Genomic DNA, 18576 nt, shown 5'->3' on the forward strand with positions numbered 1-18576 from the left:
GCCCTATTTGCTTGGGCCCCCGGGATGGGGGTCACAAAGACGTTGCCGCAGGACGCGGCGTTCTTAGTCTTTGGTTCCTATGAACAGGCGCTTCCGCTTTTTAATTGAAATTCTTTCATTTTATTTATTTTGTCTGGTATGGTATAAAAAGTGAGAGAGTACGAACAATTTTGGTATGAAGTGAATTTTGAGGTGTACATAATAATGACGCAGCGATATGCAGTTATAGATTTAGAAACTACAGGCAATTCGCCCAAAAAGGGAGATCGGATTATTCAGTTTGCGGCTGTTATCATTGAGGATGACAATATCGTTGATGAATATTCCACATATATCCGCCCGGAACAGAGCATTTCCCTGTTCATTGAAGAGCTGACTGGAATCGACAACGATATGGTGGAGGATGCTCCGGTATTTGAAGAAGTTGCCGGGAAGATTTTCAGTATTCTTGAAGACTCTGTGTTTGTCGCCCATAATGTGTTATTTGATTTGTCTTTTCTTAAGGAAGAAATGGTGCGTTCGGGATATGAACCTTTTTACGGATCAGCCATTGACACCGTGGAGCTTGCGAAAATCCTGAAACCTACTTCAGATGGATATAAACTTAATCAGCTTGCAAGGGAAGAAAATCTTGAGCATGCAAGGCCGCATAGAGCTGACAGTGATGCTTATGTGACTGCTCTTTTGCTGCTGGAGTTCAAGAAAAAGCTGAAATCATTGCCAGTCATGACATTAAAACAGCTGTATAAACATTCATTTTCACTAAAAAGCGAGATTTCAGAAATGATAGATGAATGCCTGAACTTTAAGCTGGCACAGCCTGAAAAGCATAATCCCGATCTGGAGACCTTTAGGGGACTGGCATTTCGAAAAATAGATGGTGAAAGCCATGCTGAAAGTGAAATACCGGATTATCCAATGAATGAAGAAGAAAAAATGAAACTGATTGCCCAGGCTTTTCCGCTTTTTGAAAAAAGAAATGGGCAGCTGAATATGATGGATAATATTTATCAGTCTTTTCAATCCTCCCGGCATTGCATCATAGAAGCAGGAACAGGAATTGGAAAGTCCCTTGGCTATCTGCTTCCTGCGGCATATTTTGCCAAGAGCCGCCGCAAAAATATCATCGTCTCCACCTACACTCTTCAGCTGCAGGAGCAGCTTCTGCATAAGGAGCTGCCGCAGCTGAAGAAAATCCTGCCTTTCCCCATTCATGCGGTTTTATTGAAAGGTAGGGGAAATTACTTGTCTCTTGCTAAATTTGAGAGGTCATTGAGGCAAAAGGATGATAACTATGAAACAGCGCTGACCAAAATGCAGATTTTAGTGTGGCTTACAGAAACTGAAACCGGCGACCGTGACGAGCTTCATTTAACCAGCGGCGGCCAGCTTTTTTGGGAAAGGCTGCAAAGCGATGAATTTACCTATCAGGGACTTCAGCTTCCTTGGCAAAAAAGGGACTTTTACACAAGAGCAAGGGCGATTGCAGAGAAAGCAGATATTATTATTACCAATCATTCGTTTTTAATGGCAGACCTTATCTCCAAAAACAGCGGTGTTGCCGGCGACGGTTATCTGATCCTCGACGAAGCGCATCATTTTGAAAAAGCTGCTTCCCGGCACCTGGGCAGGAGACTGGACTACATTACGGTTAAAACAATGCTCAACAGGCTCGGAACGTATGAACAAAAACAGCTTTTTTATAAAATAGAAAAAATGGCCAGCAAACGGAGAAAAACTGACCTGCCGCTTATAAAAACCTTCAATGCGCACATCAGTGACTTTTTTTATGAATTTGAACAGCTCTTTTATTTTCTTGCCAGACAGGCAGAAAAACTGACGAAAAATGGAAGTCCTGACAGGCTGCCCATTGATTCCAATGAGAATTGGAAGCAGGCATCCTTTCTAACAGAACGCCTGATCCAAAATTTGAATTCCGTCATGCTTGAGCTGGAAAACCGTATTAATCTTGTGAAAAACAGCGAAAATCCTGCAGGCAAGAACAGCCTGTTTTATTTGAATGACGCCGAGGTCCTTTTAAAAGGAATCGAGGATATCAAACAAACGCTGCATGAATTTTTTATAAAAAGAAATGAAGACTCCATTTATTGGCTGGATTATACCAAAGCCGGTCCCCATCAGGGGATATCGCTTTCCTCGCAGCCTATCTCTGGGAGCAAGATCCTTTGGGATGACTATTTTTCCCGGCAGCAAAGCGTCATCATGACATCTGCCACATTATCAGTCAAACAGTCATTTGCATTCTTTAAGGCACAGCTCGGTATTGAGGATAAACAGATCCTTGCGGTGTCATATCCTTCCCCGTTCAATTATAAGGAAAAAGTCAAAATCCTTGTGCCGTCTGCGATGCCGGATGTAGCATCATGCTCTAAGGATGAATTTGCCGAAGCAGCGGCAAATTCAATTATTCATGCTGCTAAAGCGGCAAAAGGCAGGATGATGGTCTTATTTACTTCGCATGATATGCTAAGGAATGTTTATCAAAAGGTAAAAGACTCAGGAAGTCTCCAGGAATTCACTTTATTTGCCCAAGGTATCAGCGGCGGGAGCAAGATGAAGCTTATCAGGAACTTCCAAACCTTTGACAAAGCGCTCCTTTTTGGGACAACAAGCCTTTGGGAGGGTGTTGATATACCTGGGGAAAGCCTTTCCTGCCTGGCTATCGTCAGGCTGCCTTTTTCGCCTCCTGATGAGCCGGTTACAGCAGCAAGGTGTTCTCTATTGGAGAAAAGAGGAATCAATGCCTTTTCAGCCTATTCGCTTCCACAGGCCATTCTTAGGTTCCGGCAGGGCTTTGGCAGGCTGATCAGGACAAGCACAGACCGCGGAATTTTGCTTATACTTGATAAAAGGGTCATGACCTCCCGCTATGGAAGGGAATTTCAGCAGTCACTTCCGCCTGCACAATGGCTGGAAGTCACCCAGGAAGAAATGATTGGGACAATAGAAAATTGGATATAAAACCTATGATATAAAATCGGTTTTTTAAAGAAATTTATTATCGAAATACAGCCCGTACTGATATAATGTGTTAATAAGGAAGGCAGCATTGCCTGCCCCCACAGCAATCAGCAAGCGGAAAACTGGGAGGAATTAGTATGGAAAGCAAAATAGAAGTCTTGTCTACATTAACGATTCAAAATTCACCGGACTTGTATAAAATTGTCGATTCACTGAACCGGACGTTAAAGGAAAAGGATTTAATGTTCGGACTTGCACTCGATGCTGAAAATCAAGAAAAAGCGATATTTACGATTTATCGTACATAGAAAGAGTGGCTGAAATTGAAAAAAGCAATGATACTGGCGGTCATATTAATCCTTTGTATAGCGGGTTTTACAGCAGGGGCTTACATTAAGGCGATGGGCCCAAAAAAAGAAGCCAAAACAGAAGCCTTTAAAAAAGCCCAAAAAGAAGGCGGATTTGTAACGATGGATGACTACTATCTATATCATGGGAATGACTCATATTCAGTTGTAGTCGGCAAGACAAAAAACGGCAAAAAGAAAGTAATCTGGCTTCCGGACAATAAAAAGGAAAAGCCGGTGATAGAAGACAGCAAATCAGGGAAAACCCGGGGAGAAATACTAGCCATTGTCAAGAAGCAGCTGAATACTCAAAAAATCATTTCTGTTAAGCTTGGAATGGAAAATAATGTGCCTCTATGGGAGGTCACTTATTTAGATGGATCAAGCCGTTATAATTATGATTATTATGACTTCAAGACAGGTGAATGGCTGAAATATTACCGAAGCATATAAAATTGGGGGATAAAACCATGAAATTAGCGAATCGTGTAAAGGCACTGGCACCATCTACTACCTTGGCAATTACGGCTAAAGCCAAAGAGCTTAAATCTCAGGGGCTTGACATCATCGGGCTCGGTGCAGGTGAACCGGATTTTAATACTCCGGAACATATTATCAAAGCTGCAGCCCGATCCATGGAAGAGGGCCATACAAAATATACTCCTTCTGCAGGGCTTCCAAAACTTAAACAGGCCATCATCAGCAAACTGAAAAAAGACCAGGGGCTTGAATATACAAGTTCTGAAATCATTGTAGGTTCCGGGGCTAAGCATGTTCTTTATACATTATTTCAGGCTATCCTTGATGAAGGCGATGAGGTTATCGTTCCCATTCCTTACTGGGTAAGCTATCCAGAGCAGATTAAGCTTGCTGGCGGAACCCCTGTATATGTGGAGGGACATGAGGATAACTCCTTTAAAATCACAAAAAAACAGCTTGAAGCCGCCATAACCGAAAAAACAAAAGCTATCATTATTAATTCACCAAGCAATCCGACTGGCATGATTTATACAGAGGAAGAGCTTAGGGAACTAGGAGAAGTCTGCCTTTTGCATGATATCATGATCGTTTCGGACGAAATTTATGAAAAGCTTGTTTATGATGGCAATGGCCATGTTTCCATTGCACAAGTATCACCGGAACTGAAAAAGCAAACCATCATCATCAATGGGGTTTCCAAGTCCCATTCAATGACAGGCTGGAGGATAGGGTACGCGGCAGGTGATGAGGAACTAAACAAGGCTATGACAAACCTGGCAAGCCATAGTACCTCTAACCCTACTACAACTGCCCAGTATGGAGCCATCGCAGCGTATGAAGGCGCTCAGGATGCCGTCGAAGAGATGCGCAAGGCCTTTGAAAGCCGTCTTAATGCCATTTACGGCAAATTGACTTCCATTCCCGGATTTCATTGCTTAAAGCCGCAGGGAGCATTTTATCTATTTCCGAATGTGAAGGAAGCCGCAAAGCGCACCGGTTTTGAAAATGTGGATGACTTTGCCCGGGGGCTGCTCGAAGAAGCTCTTGTAGCTGTTATACCTGGCTCCGGATTTGGAGCGCCGGATTATATCAGGCTATCGTATGCGACCTCCCTTGATGCCCTTGAGAAAGCAGTTGAAAGGATTCATTCCTTTGTTGATTCTAAAATGATGAAAGCTTGAGTTAAACAACCGCTTGTGCAGGCCATACGCGTTTTGGGCGCAGCAGCCTGCACAGGCATTTTTATAGGATGCCCAGATGGGGTTATATTCAAATAATATTTGCCTGTACTATTTGTGAAATGTATAATGAAGTAGGTTAATTCCTTATCGGAAAGCAATTTGGAGGGAAATTGAACGTGAAAATTACTATAAAAGAAGCAAGTAAATATGTAGATCAGCAGGTAACAATTGGATGCTGGCTGGCCAATAAACGTTCGAGCGGGAAGATAGCATTTCTTCAGCTGCGTGACGGTTCTGGCTTCATTCAAGGAGTTGTAGTGAAAGAGGAAGTCGGGGAAGAAATTTTTGCAAAAGCAAAATCGCTGACCCAGGAAACGTCCCTTTATGTTACAGGAACCGTTCAAAAAGACGAGCGTTCACCATTCGGATTTGAACTGCAGGTAAATGATTTAGAAGTGATTCATGAGGCTGTTGATTATCCGATCACGCCTAAAGCCCATGGACCGGAATTTTTGCTGGATAACCGCCATTTATGGCTTCGTTCTAAACGCCAGCATGCTGTGATGAAGATTAGAAATGAAATTATCCGGGCTACATATGAGTTCTTCAATAACGAGGGATTCGTCAAGGTGGATCCGCCGATTCTTACAGGAAGCGCACCAGAAGGAACCACAGAGCTGTTTGCAACCAAATACTTTGAAGAAGATGCCTTCCTGTCGCAGAGCGGACAGCTTTATATGGAAGCCACTGCTATGGCCCTTGGTAAAGTATTCTCCTTCGGCCCGACTTTCAGAGCAGAAAAGTCCAAGACCCGCCGCCATTTAATCGAGTTTTGGATGATCGAACCAGAAATGGCATTTTATGAATTTGAAGACAATCTTAAGGTTCAGGAAGAATATGTAGCTTACATCATTCAGTCTGTTCTGCAAAATTGCCAGCTGGAACTGAATACGCTTGGACGCGATGTTTCTAAGCTTGAAAAAATCAAAGCGCCGTTTCCGCGCATTACCTATGATGATGCTTTAAAGTTCCTTCATGAAAAAGGATTTGAAGATATCCAGTGGGGAGACGATTTTGGTTCGCCGCATGAAACAGCTATCGCTGAAAGCTTTGACAGCCCTGTTTTCATTACCCATTATCCAACATCCCTCAAGCCGTTTTATATGCAGCCTGACCCTAACCGGCCTGAAGTTGTGCTGTGTGCAGATATGATAGCTCCAGAAGGGTACGGGGAAATCATTGGGGGATCTGAGAGGATTCATGATTATGATTTGCTCGAACAGCGCATTGAAGAGCATAAACTAAGCAAGGATGCCTATAAATGGTATACAGAGCTTAGGAAGTTTGGCTCTGTGCCTCACTCCGGCTTTGGTTTAGGCCTTGAACGCACAGTTGCCTGGCTCAGCGGCGTTGAACATGTCCGTGAAACCATTCCATTCCCAAGGCTTTTAAACAGACTTTATCCATAAACATTAAGCGGTATTTGCCTCTTGGCAGATGCCGCTTTTTCCTTTCCTTGAATGTTTTTGGAGGGCTTAAAATTCCGGCAATGTAAAAAGTTTCCCTTCCATGATGGATACTCCAAACAGAGTTATTCATGTTATACTTATGAAGAGGTGTCTTAAATGATAATGGAAAAGTTATACGCTTGGTTTAAAGAAGGAACGGTTACATTTCCTTCATTTCTTTTTTCTCATTATAAAACCATGGGGCTAAATGAACAGGATGTTATGCTGCTGATGCAGCTTCAAAACTTTATAGAGAGCGGAAACGGCTTTCCTACTCCATCACAGCTATCAGAAAGGATGACATTTCAGGAATCGGAATGTCTTTTCTTAATTCAGCGGCTGATGCAGAGGGGATTCATAAAGATTGAAGAAGAAAATACTCAATCAGTCGGACATGAAAGCTATTCGTTAGAGCCATTTTACGAAAAAATGCTGGAGTGCTTCCTGATGACAATTAAACAGCAGGAGACGGGGCAGGAGCAGGAAAAAAGCGACAACCTATATACGGTGTTCGAGCAGGAATTCGGCCGCCCTCTGTCTCCATTTGAATGTGAAACGCTTGCTATGTGGATGGAGGATGAACATCATCCTGATATTATTAAGGCGGCTCTCAGGGAGTCAGTCATTTCCGGTAAACTCAACTTTCGGTACATAGACCGGATATTGTTTGAATGGAAGAAAAATGGTGTGAAGACACTGGATCAGGCCAAGTCGCAGGGGCAGAAATTCAGGTCCTACCAAAAGAAGGACAAAAAAACAGAGCCATATGCTGCTGACAAAGATGTCCCATTTTATAATTGGCTTGAACAGTGAAGGTATATTGATATTTTGATTCAAAGGAGTCTTTTATGCTGAACAAAGCTCAAATCCGTATTTGCCTTGACGCGATGGGGGAGATGTTTCCTGATGCACATTGCGAGCTTAATCATTCCAATCCGTTTGAATTGGTGATAGCTGTTGCCCTGTCGGCGCAATGTACAGATGTTCTTGTCAATAAGGTGACTAAAGATCTTTTTATGAAATATAAAACCCCAGAGGACTACTTGAATGTCCCTGTGGAGGAGCTTGAAAATGATATACGCTCCATCGGACTTTACAGAAACAAAGCCAAAAATATTCAAAATCTTTCTAGAATGCTTATTGAGCAGTACGACCGGGTGGTTCCAAGAGACAGGGATGAGCTGACTAATTTGCCGGGTGTGGGAAGGAAAACGGCAAATGTAGTTGTGTCGGTAGCATATAACGTCCCTGCCATTGCCGTTGATACACATGTTGAGAGAGTCAGTAAAAGACTTGGAATCTGCAGGTGGAAAGACAGTGTCCTGGAGGTTGAAAAAACCTTAATGAACAAAGTGCCAAAAGAAGAGTGGTCACTGACACATCACCGGATGATATTTTTTGGAAGGTACCATTGCAAGGCACAGTCTCCAAAATGTGAGACATGCCCTTTGCTTGATCTGTGCCGTGAGGGGAAGAAAAGGATGAAAGGAAAGGCCATTATATGAACGGCAAACTGCTTCTTTCTGTTCCGGAAGCTCTCTTTCATCCGCTGTATGATCATGATTCAAAAAGTATTGAGGTACAGGATTTTCAGATTTGGAGGTTTCCTGATGCAGCAATCCCGTTTCCCTATGAAATGCTTTACGGAAACGGGGTAGAGGGATATCAGCCTTGGAGCTCGCCGGAGATTCCGATAAAAGATATTCTGAAAGAGTGGAAGAAATCAGAACAAAGCATCAGGTTACTATTTGCAGGCCGTTATGCCAAAGAAGCCCATGAACCAATGAAACAGGCAATGTCCTGGCTGCTGAGCTCTCTATTTTGGCTGAATGGAATCCCTGTTAATCTTAAGGACTTGCAGAGGGAGGCCGGGGGATTTGCGGTGAAACCCGTCAATGCTATAGAAAGGCTCCAATTCATACTCAGCAGTCCTTCACACTTTTCTTCTTTTATTCAGCTCAGCGAATTGATGCAGGAGCTGGAAAAGCAATTTTATAAAACTCTTGCCCTTAGAAATAAACGAAGCTGAACGGAGAAAAAAAGCACGGCAGACATGTAATTGTCTGCCGTGCTTTTGTGCTTTTTTAGAAAGACCTGCTTGAGCACGTTTTAAAAAAATAAAGAAAAAGCATCGGTATGTTTCAAATGCCGATGCTTTTTCTTTTAGTTCATAAAGTCTCTTAGTTTCCTGCAGCAGCGTCTGGCTGGCTGTCAGGTCCTTTTCCAGGTTTAGGTTTAGGATTAGTATCACCTGGTTTAGGTTTAGTGTCTCCAGGCTTAGGTTTAGAATCACCGGGTGGTGTAGTCCCGCCAGAACCATCGCCAGAGCCAGAGCCAGAGCCATTGTCATTTCCAGTACCGCCGGTTCCATTATCAGATCCAGTGCCGTTTCCGGAACCATCTCCGGTACCGTTATCAGAACCTGTGCCGGTTCCAGAACCATCACCAGTACCATTGTCAGAACCATTGTCAGAACCAGTACCGCCGCCGGTATCATTATCAGAACCATTACCGTTTCCTGTACCGTCACCAGTACCGCCGGTTCCATTGTCAGTGCCAGATCCGTCTCCGGTTCCGGTTCCGTCTCCTGTGCCATTATTGTCTCCGCCCTGGTTATTATCTTCTCCAGGAGGAGTGGTGCCATTATCTGTCCCAGGTTCCGTTTGGGCGGCATCCGGGATTTTAACAGAGGTTGAAGCAGGATCGCTTCTTTGACCGTCCGCAATGGCTGTTACAGTAAACGTATATTTGCTTCCTGGTGTCGGGTTAGGTATTTTCAATCCTTTGTCGCCGGATTGTGATAATACCTGATCTGATCCGCCGTCTATAGATACCTTCACTTCAAAATCGGCGTTTTTGTCAGAATTATAGCCCCAATTCAGGCTAATTTCATTCGCTGTCTGGTCAAATGATGCACTTAAACCAGAAGGAGCAGAAATTTTGTCATATTGCTTGGTAACTTGAGTAGGCTGATGGCCTTTTACAAAATACTCATAGCTGATTTTATCGCTAGGTGTATAATCGCTAGCCAGCATTGGCGGATTTGTTCCTTTAACAACAGGAACCTTTACCACGCTGTTTGGCTGTTTGAAATCTTTTGTTTCCTTATTCTGTGAAACATGTTCCATCAGATTCTTAAAGATTTTCTTTGGAATTGTCTGTGATTGCTTTCCTACATATTCCTTTGTTTTGCTGGATGCGTCAGTATCGTAGCCTTCCCATACGGCAATCGTATAGTTAGTCGAATATCCAGCCATCCAGCTGTCAGGGACACCGTCGGAAGGGATATTATACTTTTGGCGGTCACTGGCTTCAAAGTTGGTTGAACCTGTTTTGCCTGCGACATCCATTCCAGGCACATTGGCGAGAACCCCGGTACCGTAGCTTTCTTTTAAGACGCTTTTCAGCATATCTGAGATGATGAACGCAGTAGAATCCTTCATCACAGGTTTTGATGTGATTTTATTTTTAATTGTCGTATGATCCCTCAGTACGATTTTTGTTACAGTATGCGGTTTGTTATAAATGCCGCCGTTTCCGAATGCGCTGTATGCACCTGCAAGCTGCATGGAAGAAATACCTTTATTCATGCCGCCGATGGCATAGGATTCATATATTTCAGGAAGCGGGATCCCAAGGCCTGTTGCAAAGCTTTGCGCTTTTTTCAAGCCAACCTGCTGGATTGTTTTAACCGCAGGGATGTTTAATGAACGTGCCAGCGCTTCGCGGATGGTCATTGTGCCATGATACGTGCCTGAAGCATTTTTCAATGGAGTGCCATTAGAAAAATGGTAAGGCTCATCCGTTATTTGCTGGTAAGTGGACCAGTTCAGATATTCCACAGCAGGCCCGTAATCCAGGATCGGCTTAATGGTGGATCCTGGCTGGCGCTGGGCATCTGTCGCGTAATTAAACCCGCGTGCCACTTTGGTGTTTCTGCCTCCGCCGATTGCCTGGATTTCTCCGGTTTTCGTGTCAAGAAGGGTGACGCCTGCCTGCAGTTTTTCATTTGGAAATTGGATGATTTCATTAGTATTCAGCATTTTATATAAATATTTTTGGGCGTCGCGGTCCAGGGTGGTATGGATTTCCAAACCGTCTGTAGCGACATTATAATCTCCCATTTTTTCTACTTCTTTAATAACCTGATCGATGTAAGCATCATATGGTTTTGTGTTTTTTGATGTTTCACTCTTTTTCTTAAGTCCTTTTGCAACAGGAATAGCTTGTGCTTTCACCATTTGATCTTTGGTGATATAGCCATGCTTATTCATCAGGTACAGGACGACATTCCGCCGCTTCTCTGCACGGTCCGGATGTTCATAAGGATTGAATCTGTTCGGGCTTTGCGGAAGTCCTACAAGAAGGGCAATTTCATTAAGCTTTAAATGCTTCAGATCTTTGCCGTAATAGGTTTTGGATGCTGTTTCAATTCCATTTGCATTTTCGGAATAAAAGATTTTATTCACATACATTTCAAAAATTTCATGCTTGGTATATTTTTGCTCGAGCTGGAAGGACAGCCACATTTCCTGGACTTTCCTTTTGATGGTCTTATCTGCTGTCAGATAAGAGCGTTTCACTACCTGTTGTGTCAGGGTACTCGCACCCTGTGAACCGAAGCCGTTGGTGAAGTTGGCGATGACCGCTTTGCCAAGGCGCAGGAAGTCAATGCCGTGATGCTTGTAAAAGCGTGCATCCTCTGTAGCCAAAACCGCATCCTCAACTTGCTTCGGTATCTGGTCGTAGGTAACGTAGTCGCGTTTCTCAACCCCGACTTCTTTAATTAACTTATTGTCATTGTCATAAATCTTGGAAGAAATTGGATCTCTTAAAAGCTTTTCATCAAGCTTTGGAGCACCGCTGACGAAATAGGCGAATGTTGCACCGCCAGCTATCATGCCAATTATCCCCAGTGTAATAAGGATCAGAAAAATCCGTTTGAAAAGGCCCCCGGATTTTTTTTTGCCTTTTTTCTGCGACTGGGCCTGTTTACGGCGCTCTTGTCTCGAATTATATTGTTCAGCCATTACAGCTACCTGCCTTTCTTAGTACAACAAATCTAAATTTTTCCGTTAAGGAAAGAATCTATTACTTTAATATAGTCAATTCTCGGCTGAAAGCCAAGAGGAATCTTAATTGAGCTATTTTGAATCTCTTCTTTGGATATAGACTTTCTGCCTCCTGATTCCATGCGTTCCCAGAAAGTAACGAGCTGCGGTGCATCCATCATATAGATTTCATCGCTGGAGGAAAACCTGATAATGACAAAGGCAATGCCTCCTTGGTCTGTGACGCTTTTCATATGCCTGATCTGATGTTCGTGAAAATTTTTAAGCGGAAAGGAAGTGCGGCTTTGTGTTTCCTTAGCTTCAAAATCAATATATCTCCCTTTATACACACCGTTATAGTCTGTAGTTGATGCCTGTTTGAAATAGGCCTCTTTGATGACGGCTGCGCTTCTTTTGGGATAATGAACATCTACAATCTGTACAGGTGTGGGTTTTTTATGGACAACAGCTATTCCATTAGTGAGATAGAATTCATTTGTGTCATTTAGATCATCCTCCAATGTCATTCCCCTGTTGCTGTAATTCGCCTTCTTCATTGGGTTGACCGCTGTTTTATCTGGCCCGGGAGTGAACCTTCGCCCATTTGGATAATGAAATGCCATGAATGCCCCTCCTTTTTCACTGTTCTATGATAGCAAAAAAATAGGGAGGATAGTGAATAATTCTACCCGCAACTTAAAAAGATAAGTATGAGAAATATCTGGAAAGCGGGTTTACTGCCTGCAATGTGCGATTGTGAGGTGTTATACAATGAATGGCCGCAGCCTTCCCCCCGATCTTTTGGATGATGAAATGAAGATCCTTTATAGAATAAAAGAGAGAACAGAAAAAGGGAATAGTGATAATATCTCAAGGACCAAAGCCTATAGTGCATTTTTTTCCGTTCATCCTGAAATAAAATGGGCCTTTTTGGCTTCTATGGTTTCTAGAAATGCTGGATGGAATATGTGTGATCTTCAGGGATACTGGATGCCTAGAATACTGTCGCCAGAGTACAGGCATTCTTTATTTATGACCTACGAAGAAGCGAACTGGCTCATTTTCCGGGACGCATTTCCGCAATTGCTTCTTTATCATTATTCGACGAAACTCAGGGTGCCTTTGTTTCATTTAAGCAGATATTTTTGCATTTCAGGATTCATGGAAGAAGAATGGTTCCGATACTGGAGGGACAGAGACGGCACGCGTCTCATGTATTCCCAAATTATAAACGAACAAAACTTGATAGAAGAGCCTGTTATAAAAAATAAGAATTTTAAGATTCCGGTTTTTCGTTCGCTGTTATTCAATATCCAGGATCATTTCCATTACAGCACCGTTCTTTTTCCTACTGTAAACGGAGAATTGTACGGAGCTTCAGTTTCTAAATTCCGGAGGACTGACGCAAGAATTGAACTGGGAAAAAGGCTTGCATCTATTTTATTTTCAAAAGATTTATTCCAGGAATTTTATCTATTTTCCCTGAAAACGGAACCGACCGGATCAAGATATGATTATGAACGTTTTTTCCCTTATTACAAGCTGAGGGAGACCCCTTTTTTAAGATTAGCCTATCCGCCTATCAGCCACAAAAATAGAAGCTTCGGCCAATGGGACCAAAAAAGGAAAATAAAAAAAAGCTGGTTTTCTCCTCCTTCTATAACAGAGGAGGTTCTATTAACCAGCTGGTACAAAGAAAAGCAAAAACAGCTTCAGGCCGCAATGGCTTTTGGCAATTATCTGCTGTAGAAAAGCGGCCCGAAACTATAAGGATTGACGCTGCTTAGGTTGAAGGACGGTCTGGGCCGTTCAGCTTTTTATCACCATAGCCTTTTTGGCTATTTTTTTCTTGCTGGTTCTTTTTCATTTCTTCTTGCTTGCTGTTTGTATTATTCATTTTTACACACCTCCTATAAGGTAGTTTAAGTAAATCTGTCGACGTCCATTCTTCAGGTTTGTCGAAACACCGAAAAATTTATGCGGATGTTACTTTCTTTGCCGATTAGATACTAGTTTTGTCACCTTGGAAGGGCTGAGGAGACCCGGCAAGAATAATACATGTAAAGACTAAGGGAGGCATGGGCATGAACAATAAAGCATCCGCTGAAGAAATTTTGTGTCTGATCGCTGCCATTTCAGATAGCCTGGATGAGCTTGAGCAAAGCATTGACGAAACAATTAATACAGAACGCTGCAGGCTCTGGAGCAATCAGTATAAGATGGTTCATTCAGCTCAGCAGCAATTAGAAAGAATAGAGGAAAAATGGAATACCAAAGAAGATATCATCAGCCAGTCTTATTTGATGAAGACGGAAAAATCAGGCAATCACCCATTGCTTGCTAATCCCAAATTAGGATTTTAACACATGCTGCCGCTGATGGAAATCAAGACCAGCACAAGGATTCGAAGTTTTTCCTTCATCCTTAAAAAATCATTGCACCTTTAAAAGGGATCCAGCTATTGATATCCTTCCAGGGTGTTTTTTTTTGCGCGAAAAGATTATACTTTAAAAAAAAGGGCTCTTTCCTAAACGTTTTTTTAATATGTTCTGTAAAACGATCCTGTTGTTAAACGGGGTTGATTGGAGTGTAAGGTGCGAGACTCCTGTAGGGTCACCGCCCTCCCTACGGAAAGCGGGCATCCTGGAGCGGAAATCAACCCCTTGTTCCATAGCAGCAAAGTTTACGAAAACAGCCTAAAAAAAGAGGAGCAAGTATGCAGAATAAAAGAGAAATCCAGGAGCTGACACAGCAGTTAATAGGCTTTTGCCAGGCCGCCGACAAAATTTATGACTCGGTCCGGGAAGAAGGGGCAGAGAAAGACTTTTACGGGGAGGTTAAGCCCTTTGCTGATAAAGTACATCAAGCGTCAAAAGAATGGGTTATACAAATGAAGGAATGGATGAAATCCGAGGCCTTTACACATCTTTATCCCCAGCAGATTGAACAAACCGCAGACAATTTATCAGATATCGCTGTACAGGCATTTTTTCCGAAAACCAGCTATAAAAGATTTAAAAGCCATGTTCAATCAGTCTCGTTCATCCTTAATAACACATTATCCGAAATAAACGCAAAGCTTTCCGGTTCTTGACCGGATTTTTTTGTTGCTCACCATTCCTTCTATAATGTCATATAGTATATCAGCTAATGCCATAAGAAGGAGGATGGATCCATGAATATGATGGATCAAAGAAACAGCAGTGCATATATGCCCAATCCCGGCTACTTGAATGAACCGCAGCAGCAAGGTATGCCTTATTACCAGCCAGGTAATCATCCATATTATAGCCCTTATCAGCATATGCCGGGGCCGTATGGCATAGGAGAGCAATACGGAAGCTATCACCCCTTTATGCAGCAGGCCCAGCCGGCGATGCCTGTAAATGGCCATGCAGCCCCATATCAGCAGAACAATTTCCCGATGCATCATGCAGGACAGTCCTTCAGCCCATTTTCAAACCCGCTGCAGCAGGGAGCAAAAAAAGCTCCATCTAGCCTTCAGCAGGCTTTCAATCCCAATCCTTATCCAAAACAGCAGCTTATGCAAAAACCGCAATCCTCCGGGATAGGTTCGGTGCTGAATCAGTTTAAAACACAGGATGGCTCCATCGATATTAATAAAATGATGAATACTGCCGGTCAGATGATGAGCACTATGAACCAGGTATCATCCATGGTTAAAGGAGTCGGCAGCATTTTTAAAGTTTAAATAACCAGCCAGCAGCATCCTGTGATTAAGGCGCCGTCATCAGCAGGAAATACAGATCGATAATTGATAAAGTGAAAGGGAAAGCAGAGTGAAATCCTGCTTTCCCTTTTTCTTTACTCTTAATCGTTAATACTGATGCGATTACCCTTTATTTTTGGAACATTTATGATGAGAATTCCATCTCTATGGTTTGCACTTATTTTGGTTTCATCGAGGGGAAGAGGCAAATTTATGGTTTTAGACATTCTGTTAAAGCTTTGTCTTTTACGGAATAATCCCTGTGTTTCATTATGCTCAGTCAGGCTCTGCTGGTTTTTTACGGAAATCACGACTGCCTGTGAAAGTATTTCTATATCAATATCCTGTCTCTTAACCCCGGGAAGTGTGGCAGAAATTTTATATTCGGTATCTGTTTCCGCTACTTCTACTGGAAAAGAACGATCCGAGGCGAAAAATTCATCCATGGACTGTAAAAATCCTTTAATTGGCCTTTCTGTAAAAAGCCGATCCATTGAATTCACAAAGCCTGTAACCATTTCTCTGTGCAGAGGCTCCTTAGGTTCTTTTTTTTCAGAAGATGACAAAACAAACGCCCCTTTCTAAAAATTTCTCTACAATAGCCTATGCACTGGTGCCGAAAAAGTGAATCAGTTCTTTGATTTTATACATTTATCATGCTGATTTCGTTAGATGCCAGCTGCTTCGGTGCTCCCGGTACAGCAGCCGCAAAAAAGGGCGCTTCCATTTCATTGAGTTAGGCACTTTGCTTAAAGCTTGTTGTGTTTTAATGAATTCCGTGAGGCGAAGACATTGTTAAAACAGGCTGACTCGAGCGGAAGGTGCAATATCCTAGATTAGCGGGAAGATGAGATTTTGCAGGCGCAGCTGGGGATGCTCACCGCCCGCCTTGCAGAAAGCGAGCATGCTGCGGCGGAAATCAGCATAGCAGCAAAGTTTACGAAAACAGGGTTAAGTTAAAACAAACAGCTAGGCAGCCAAACAAATATTCGGTACACTATTTATAGAGGTGGCTCCAATATGATAAAAAAGAAATCACTTTCAGAGTTAATTGAAGAACTAAGACATAATGAAAATATTATAAATTGGCATGAAATCGAGCCGCAGGAAGCGAAAAGCCGGCCGATGCCAGAAAGTATAGACAGCAGAATCAAGAAGGCCCTGCAAAAGAGGGGAATCAGCGAATTATACAGCCACCAGCATACTGCATATGAAACATTGCAAAAGGGCGAAAATATTGTAGCTGTAACTCCAACGGCATCAGGAAAAACACTTTGCTATAATCTGCCTGTCCTGCAGTCCATTGCGGACAATGATGCAAATAGGGCATTATATATATTCCCGACTAAAGCACTGGCACAGGATCAGAAAAGCGAGCTGAATGAGATTATTGATGAAATGGGAATAGACATAAAAAGCTACACCTATGACGGCGACACTTCTCCTGCTATCAGGCAGGCTGTCAGGAAGGCAGGGCATATTGTCATTACTAATCCTGATATGCTTCATTCTGCTATCCTCCCGCATCACACAAAATGGGTAAGTCTTTTTGAAAACCTGAAGTACATTGTGATAGACGAGCTTCATACGTACCGGGGAGTTTTTGGCAGCCATGTAGCAAATGTGATACGCAGGCTGAAAAGAATATGCAGCTTTTATGGCAGCAGCCCCATTTTCATTTGCACATCCGCTACAATAGCAAACCCGAAGGAACTTGCCGAACAGCTGACAGGAAATCCTATGAGGCTGATAGACGATAATGGTGCTCCAAGAGGAAGAAAGCATTTCGTGTTTTATAATCCTCCTGTGGTCAATAAGCCATTAAATATTCGGAGAAGTGCTACGGCAGAAGTTAACAATCTGGCAAAAACCTTTTTGAAAAATAAAATACAGACGATTGTTTTCGCCAGAAGCAGGGTGCGCGTCGAAATTATTTTAAGCCATATACAGGAGCTGGTTAAGGACCAGCTCGGCTCAAAATCCATTAGAGGATACCGCGGAGGCTATCTTCCGAAGCAGCGGCGAGAAATTGAACGCGGTTTAAGGGATGGGGAAATCCTTGGCGTCGTCAGCACAAATGCACTGGAATTAGGAGTCGACATCGGTCAGCTTCAGGTTTGTGTTATGACAGGTTATCCGGGAAGCGTCGCCAGCACATGGCAGCAGGCTGGCCGTGCAGGAAGGCGCCACGGTGAAGCTCTTATTTTGATGGTCGCGGGCTCATCGCCCATTGACCAGTATATTGTACAAAATCCGGAATACTTTTTTGACCGGTCGCCAGAATCAGCAAGAATCAATCCGGAAAACCTGATTATTTTAGTAGATCATCTAAAATGCGCCGCATATGAACTTCCTTTTAAAGAAGGCGAGGAATTTGGGCCATTGGATGTAGCTGACATTCTGGAATACCTTGTTGAAGAGAGAGTTCTTCACCATAATGGCGAAGCCTTTTACTGGGCTAACCAGTCTTTCCCTGCATCAAATATCAGTCTGCGTTCAGCATCACAGGAAAATGTTGTGATCATAGACCGGTCGGTAACGAATGATGTGAAAATTATTGGTGAAATGGACCGTTTCAGTGCCATGACATTATTGCATGATGAAGCCATATATTTGCACGAGGGCATCCAATACCAGGTGGAAAAGCTGGACTGGGATCATAAAAAAGCCTATGTAACAGAAGTGGACGTAGAATACTATACAGATGCTAATCTGGCGGTTCAGCTAAAGGTCCTGGAAATTGACAAAACGGTTCAAAGGGAAAAAACGGCAGTCCATTATGGTGATGTAACGGTAAATGCCATGCCGACCATTTTTAAAAAAATCAAGCTTACCACCTTCGAGAATATTGGGTCTGGTCCAATTTCCCTGCCGGAGGAGGAGCTGCATACGAGCGCAGCATGGCTTGAGCTTGAGGAAATTGATCCTGGATTAGGCGAAAAAACCATGGAACAGCTCCTGCTAGGAATTTCAAATGTTCTTAGGCACGTTGTACCCATCCATGTCATGTGCGACCGGAATGACATTCATGTTGTCTCACAGATTAAAGCTTCCCACAGCCAATTGCCGACCATTTTTTTGTATGATCATTATCCCGGAGGCATTGGACTTGCAGAAGACGTGTACAAGCGTTTTGACGAAATAAAAGCCGCTGCTAAGAATTTAATTGTAAATTGCCCATGTAATGACGGGTGTCCGTCATGCATCGGAACGGAAATTGAAGGGATCGCTGCAAAGAAAAAGAGCATTCAGCTTCTGGATGCTTTTTAGTGAGAGTGCAGCCTTCCCGCTTAAGAG

The 18576-nt window shown here is 43.0% G+C and carries 16 protein-coding genes; 13 read left to right on the forward strand and 3 right to left on the reverse strand.

Annotation, left to right across the window (positions count from 1 at the left end; translation table 11 throughout):
• Positions 1–204: 204 nt before the first annotated feature.
• The 8 genes from dinG to BM126_RS10080 all read left to right on the forward strand — a co-directional run bounded on the left by dinG (position 205) and on the right by BM126_RS10080 (position 8527).
• Positions 205–2982: an ATP-dependent DNA helicase DinG gene (dinG, locus tag BM126_RS10045; protein ID WP_090989358.1), complete on the forward strand. Its 2778-nt coding sequence runs from the start codon at positions 205–207 to the stop codon at positions 2980–2982.
• Positions 2983–3119: 137 nt separating this feature from the next.
• Entirely contained in the window at positions 3120–3290 is a 171-nt protein-coding gene (locus tag BM126_RS10050; RefSeq protein ID WP_071351210.1) for a YpmA family protein, read from the forward strand.
• 15 nt (positions 3291–3305) lie between these two features.
• Entirely contained in the window at positions 3306–3782 is a 477-nt protein-coding gene (locus tag BM126_RS10055) for a cell wall elongation regulator TseB-like domain-containing protein (protein ID WP_090989359.1), read from the forward strand.
• A gap of 17 nt (positions 3783–3799) precedes the next feature.
• A complete protein-coding gene (locus tag BM126_RS10060; protein WP_090989360.1) occupies positions 3800–4990 on the forward strand; it encodes a pyridoxal phosphate-dependent aminotransferase in 1191 nt (396 codons plus the stop codon).
• Between the two features lie 176 nt (positions 4991–5166).
• Positions 5167–6459, forward strand: coding sequence for an asparagine--tRNA ligase (gene asnS / locus BM126_RS10065; protein WP_090989361.1), 1293 nt, complete (start codon positions 5167–5169; stop codon positions 6457–6459).
• Positions 6460–6615: 156 nt separating this feature from the next.
• Positions 6616–7311 (forward strand): DnaD domain-containing protein, encoded by a 696-nt coding sequence (locus tag BM126_RS10070; protein WP_090989362.1) that lies wholly within the window; start codon positions 6616–6618, stop codon positions 7309–7311.
• A 35-nt stretch (positions 7312–7346) separates the two neighbouring features.
• On the forward strand, positions 7347–8003 hold the full coding sequence (gene nth, locus BM126_RS10075; protein ID WP_090989363.1) for an endonuclease III: 657 nt from the start codon (positions 7347–7349) through the stop codon (positions 8001–8003).
• The gene (locus BM126_RS10080) at positions 8000–8527 is read left to right on the forward strand and encodes a YpoC family protein (RefSeq protein WP_090989364.1); all 528 of its coding nucleotides are present in this window, start codon (positions 8000–8002) and stop codon (positions 8525–8527) included. Before nth ends, BM126_RS10080 begins: the two co-directional genes overlap by 4 nt.
• A 151-nt stretch (positions 8528–8678) precedes the next feature.
• Here BM126_RS10080 and BM126_RS10085 read toward each other — a convergent pair whose 3' ends face one another.
• Both BM126_RS10085 and recU read right to left on the reverse strand, forming a co-directional pair.
• Positions 8679–11528, reverse strand: coding sequence for a PBP1A family penicillin-binding protein (locus BM126_RS10085; protein ID WP_090989365.1), 2850 nt, complete (start codon positions 11526–11528; stop codon positions 8679–8681).
• A 32-nt stretch (positions 11529–11560) separates the two neighbouring features.
• Entirely contained in the window at positions 11561–12172 is a 612-nt protein-coding gene (gene recU, locus BM126_RS10090) for a Holliday junction resolvase RecU (RefSeq protein ID WP_090989366.1), read from the reverse strand.
• A gap of 148 nt (positions 12173–12320) precedes the next feature.
• Here recU and BM126_RS10095 point away from each other — a divergent pair, with 148 nt between their 5' ends.
• From BM126_RS10095 to BM126_RS10110, 4 genes are all read left to right on the forward strand, one after another.
• Positions 12321–13298, forward strand: a complete 978-nt coding sequence (locus BM126_RS10095) for a DUF2515 family protein (protein ID WP_090989367.1) — start codon at positions 12321–12323, stop codon at positions 13296–13298.
• A gap of 335 nt (positions 13299–13633) precedes the next feature.
• Positions 13634–13912: a hypothetical protein gene (locus BM126_RS10100; protein ID WP_090989368.1), complete on the forward strand. Its 279-nt coding sequence runs from the start codon at positions 13634–13636 to the stop codon at positions 13910–13912.
• Positions 13913–14265: 353 nt separating this feature from the next.
• Positions 14266–14643, forward strand: coding sequence for a YppE family protein (locus BM126_RS10105; RefSeq protein ID WP_090989369.1), 378 nt, complete (start codon positions 14266–14268; stop codon positions 14641–14643).
• A gap of 81 nt (positions 14644–14724) precedes the next feature.
• The gene (locus BM126_RS10110) at positions 14725–15261 is read left to right on the forward strand and encodes a YppG family protein (RefSeq protein ID WP_256213044.1); all 537 of its coding nucleotides are present in this window, start codon (positions 14725–14727) and stop codon (positions 15259–15261) included.
• A gap of 119 nt (positions 15262–15380) precedes the next feature.
• Here the strand turns inward: BM126_RS10110 and BM126_RS10115 are convergent, their stop codons facing one another.
• A complete protein-coding gene (locus BM126_RS10115; RefSeq protein WP_256213045.1) occupies positions 15381–15845 on the reverse strand; it encodes an Hsp20/alpha crystallin family protein in 465 nt (154 codons plus the stop codon).
• A 457-nt stretch (positions 15846–16302) separates the two neighbouring features.
• Here BM126_RS10115 and BM126_RS10120 point away from each other — a divergent pair, with 457 nt between their 5' ends.
• Positions 16303–18549 (forward strand): DEAD/DEAH box helicase, encoded by a 2247-nt coding sequence (locus BM126_RS10120; RefSeq protein WP_090989427.1) that lies wholly within the window; start codon positions 16303–16305, stop codon positions 18547–18549.
• The last annotated feature ends 27 nt before the right edge of the window (positions 18550–18576 follow it).

Origin of the sequence: Bacillus sp. OV322 (assembly GCF_900112495.1) — a bacterium.
Taxonomy (GTDB): Bacteria; Bacillota; Bacilli; order Bacillales; family DSM-1321; genus Peribacillus.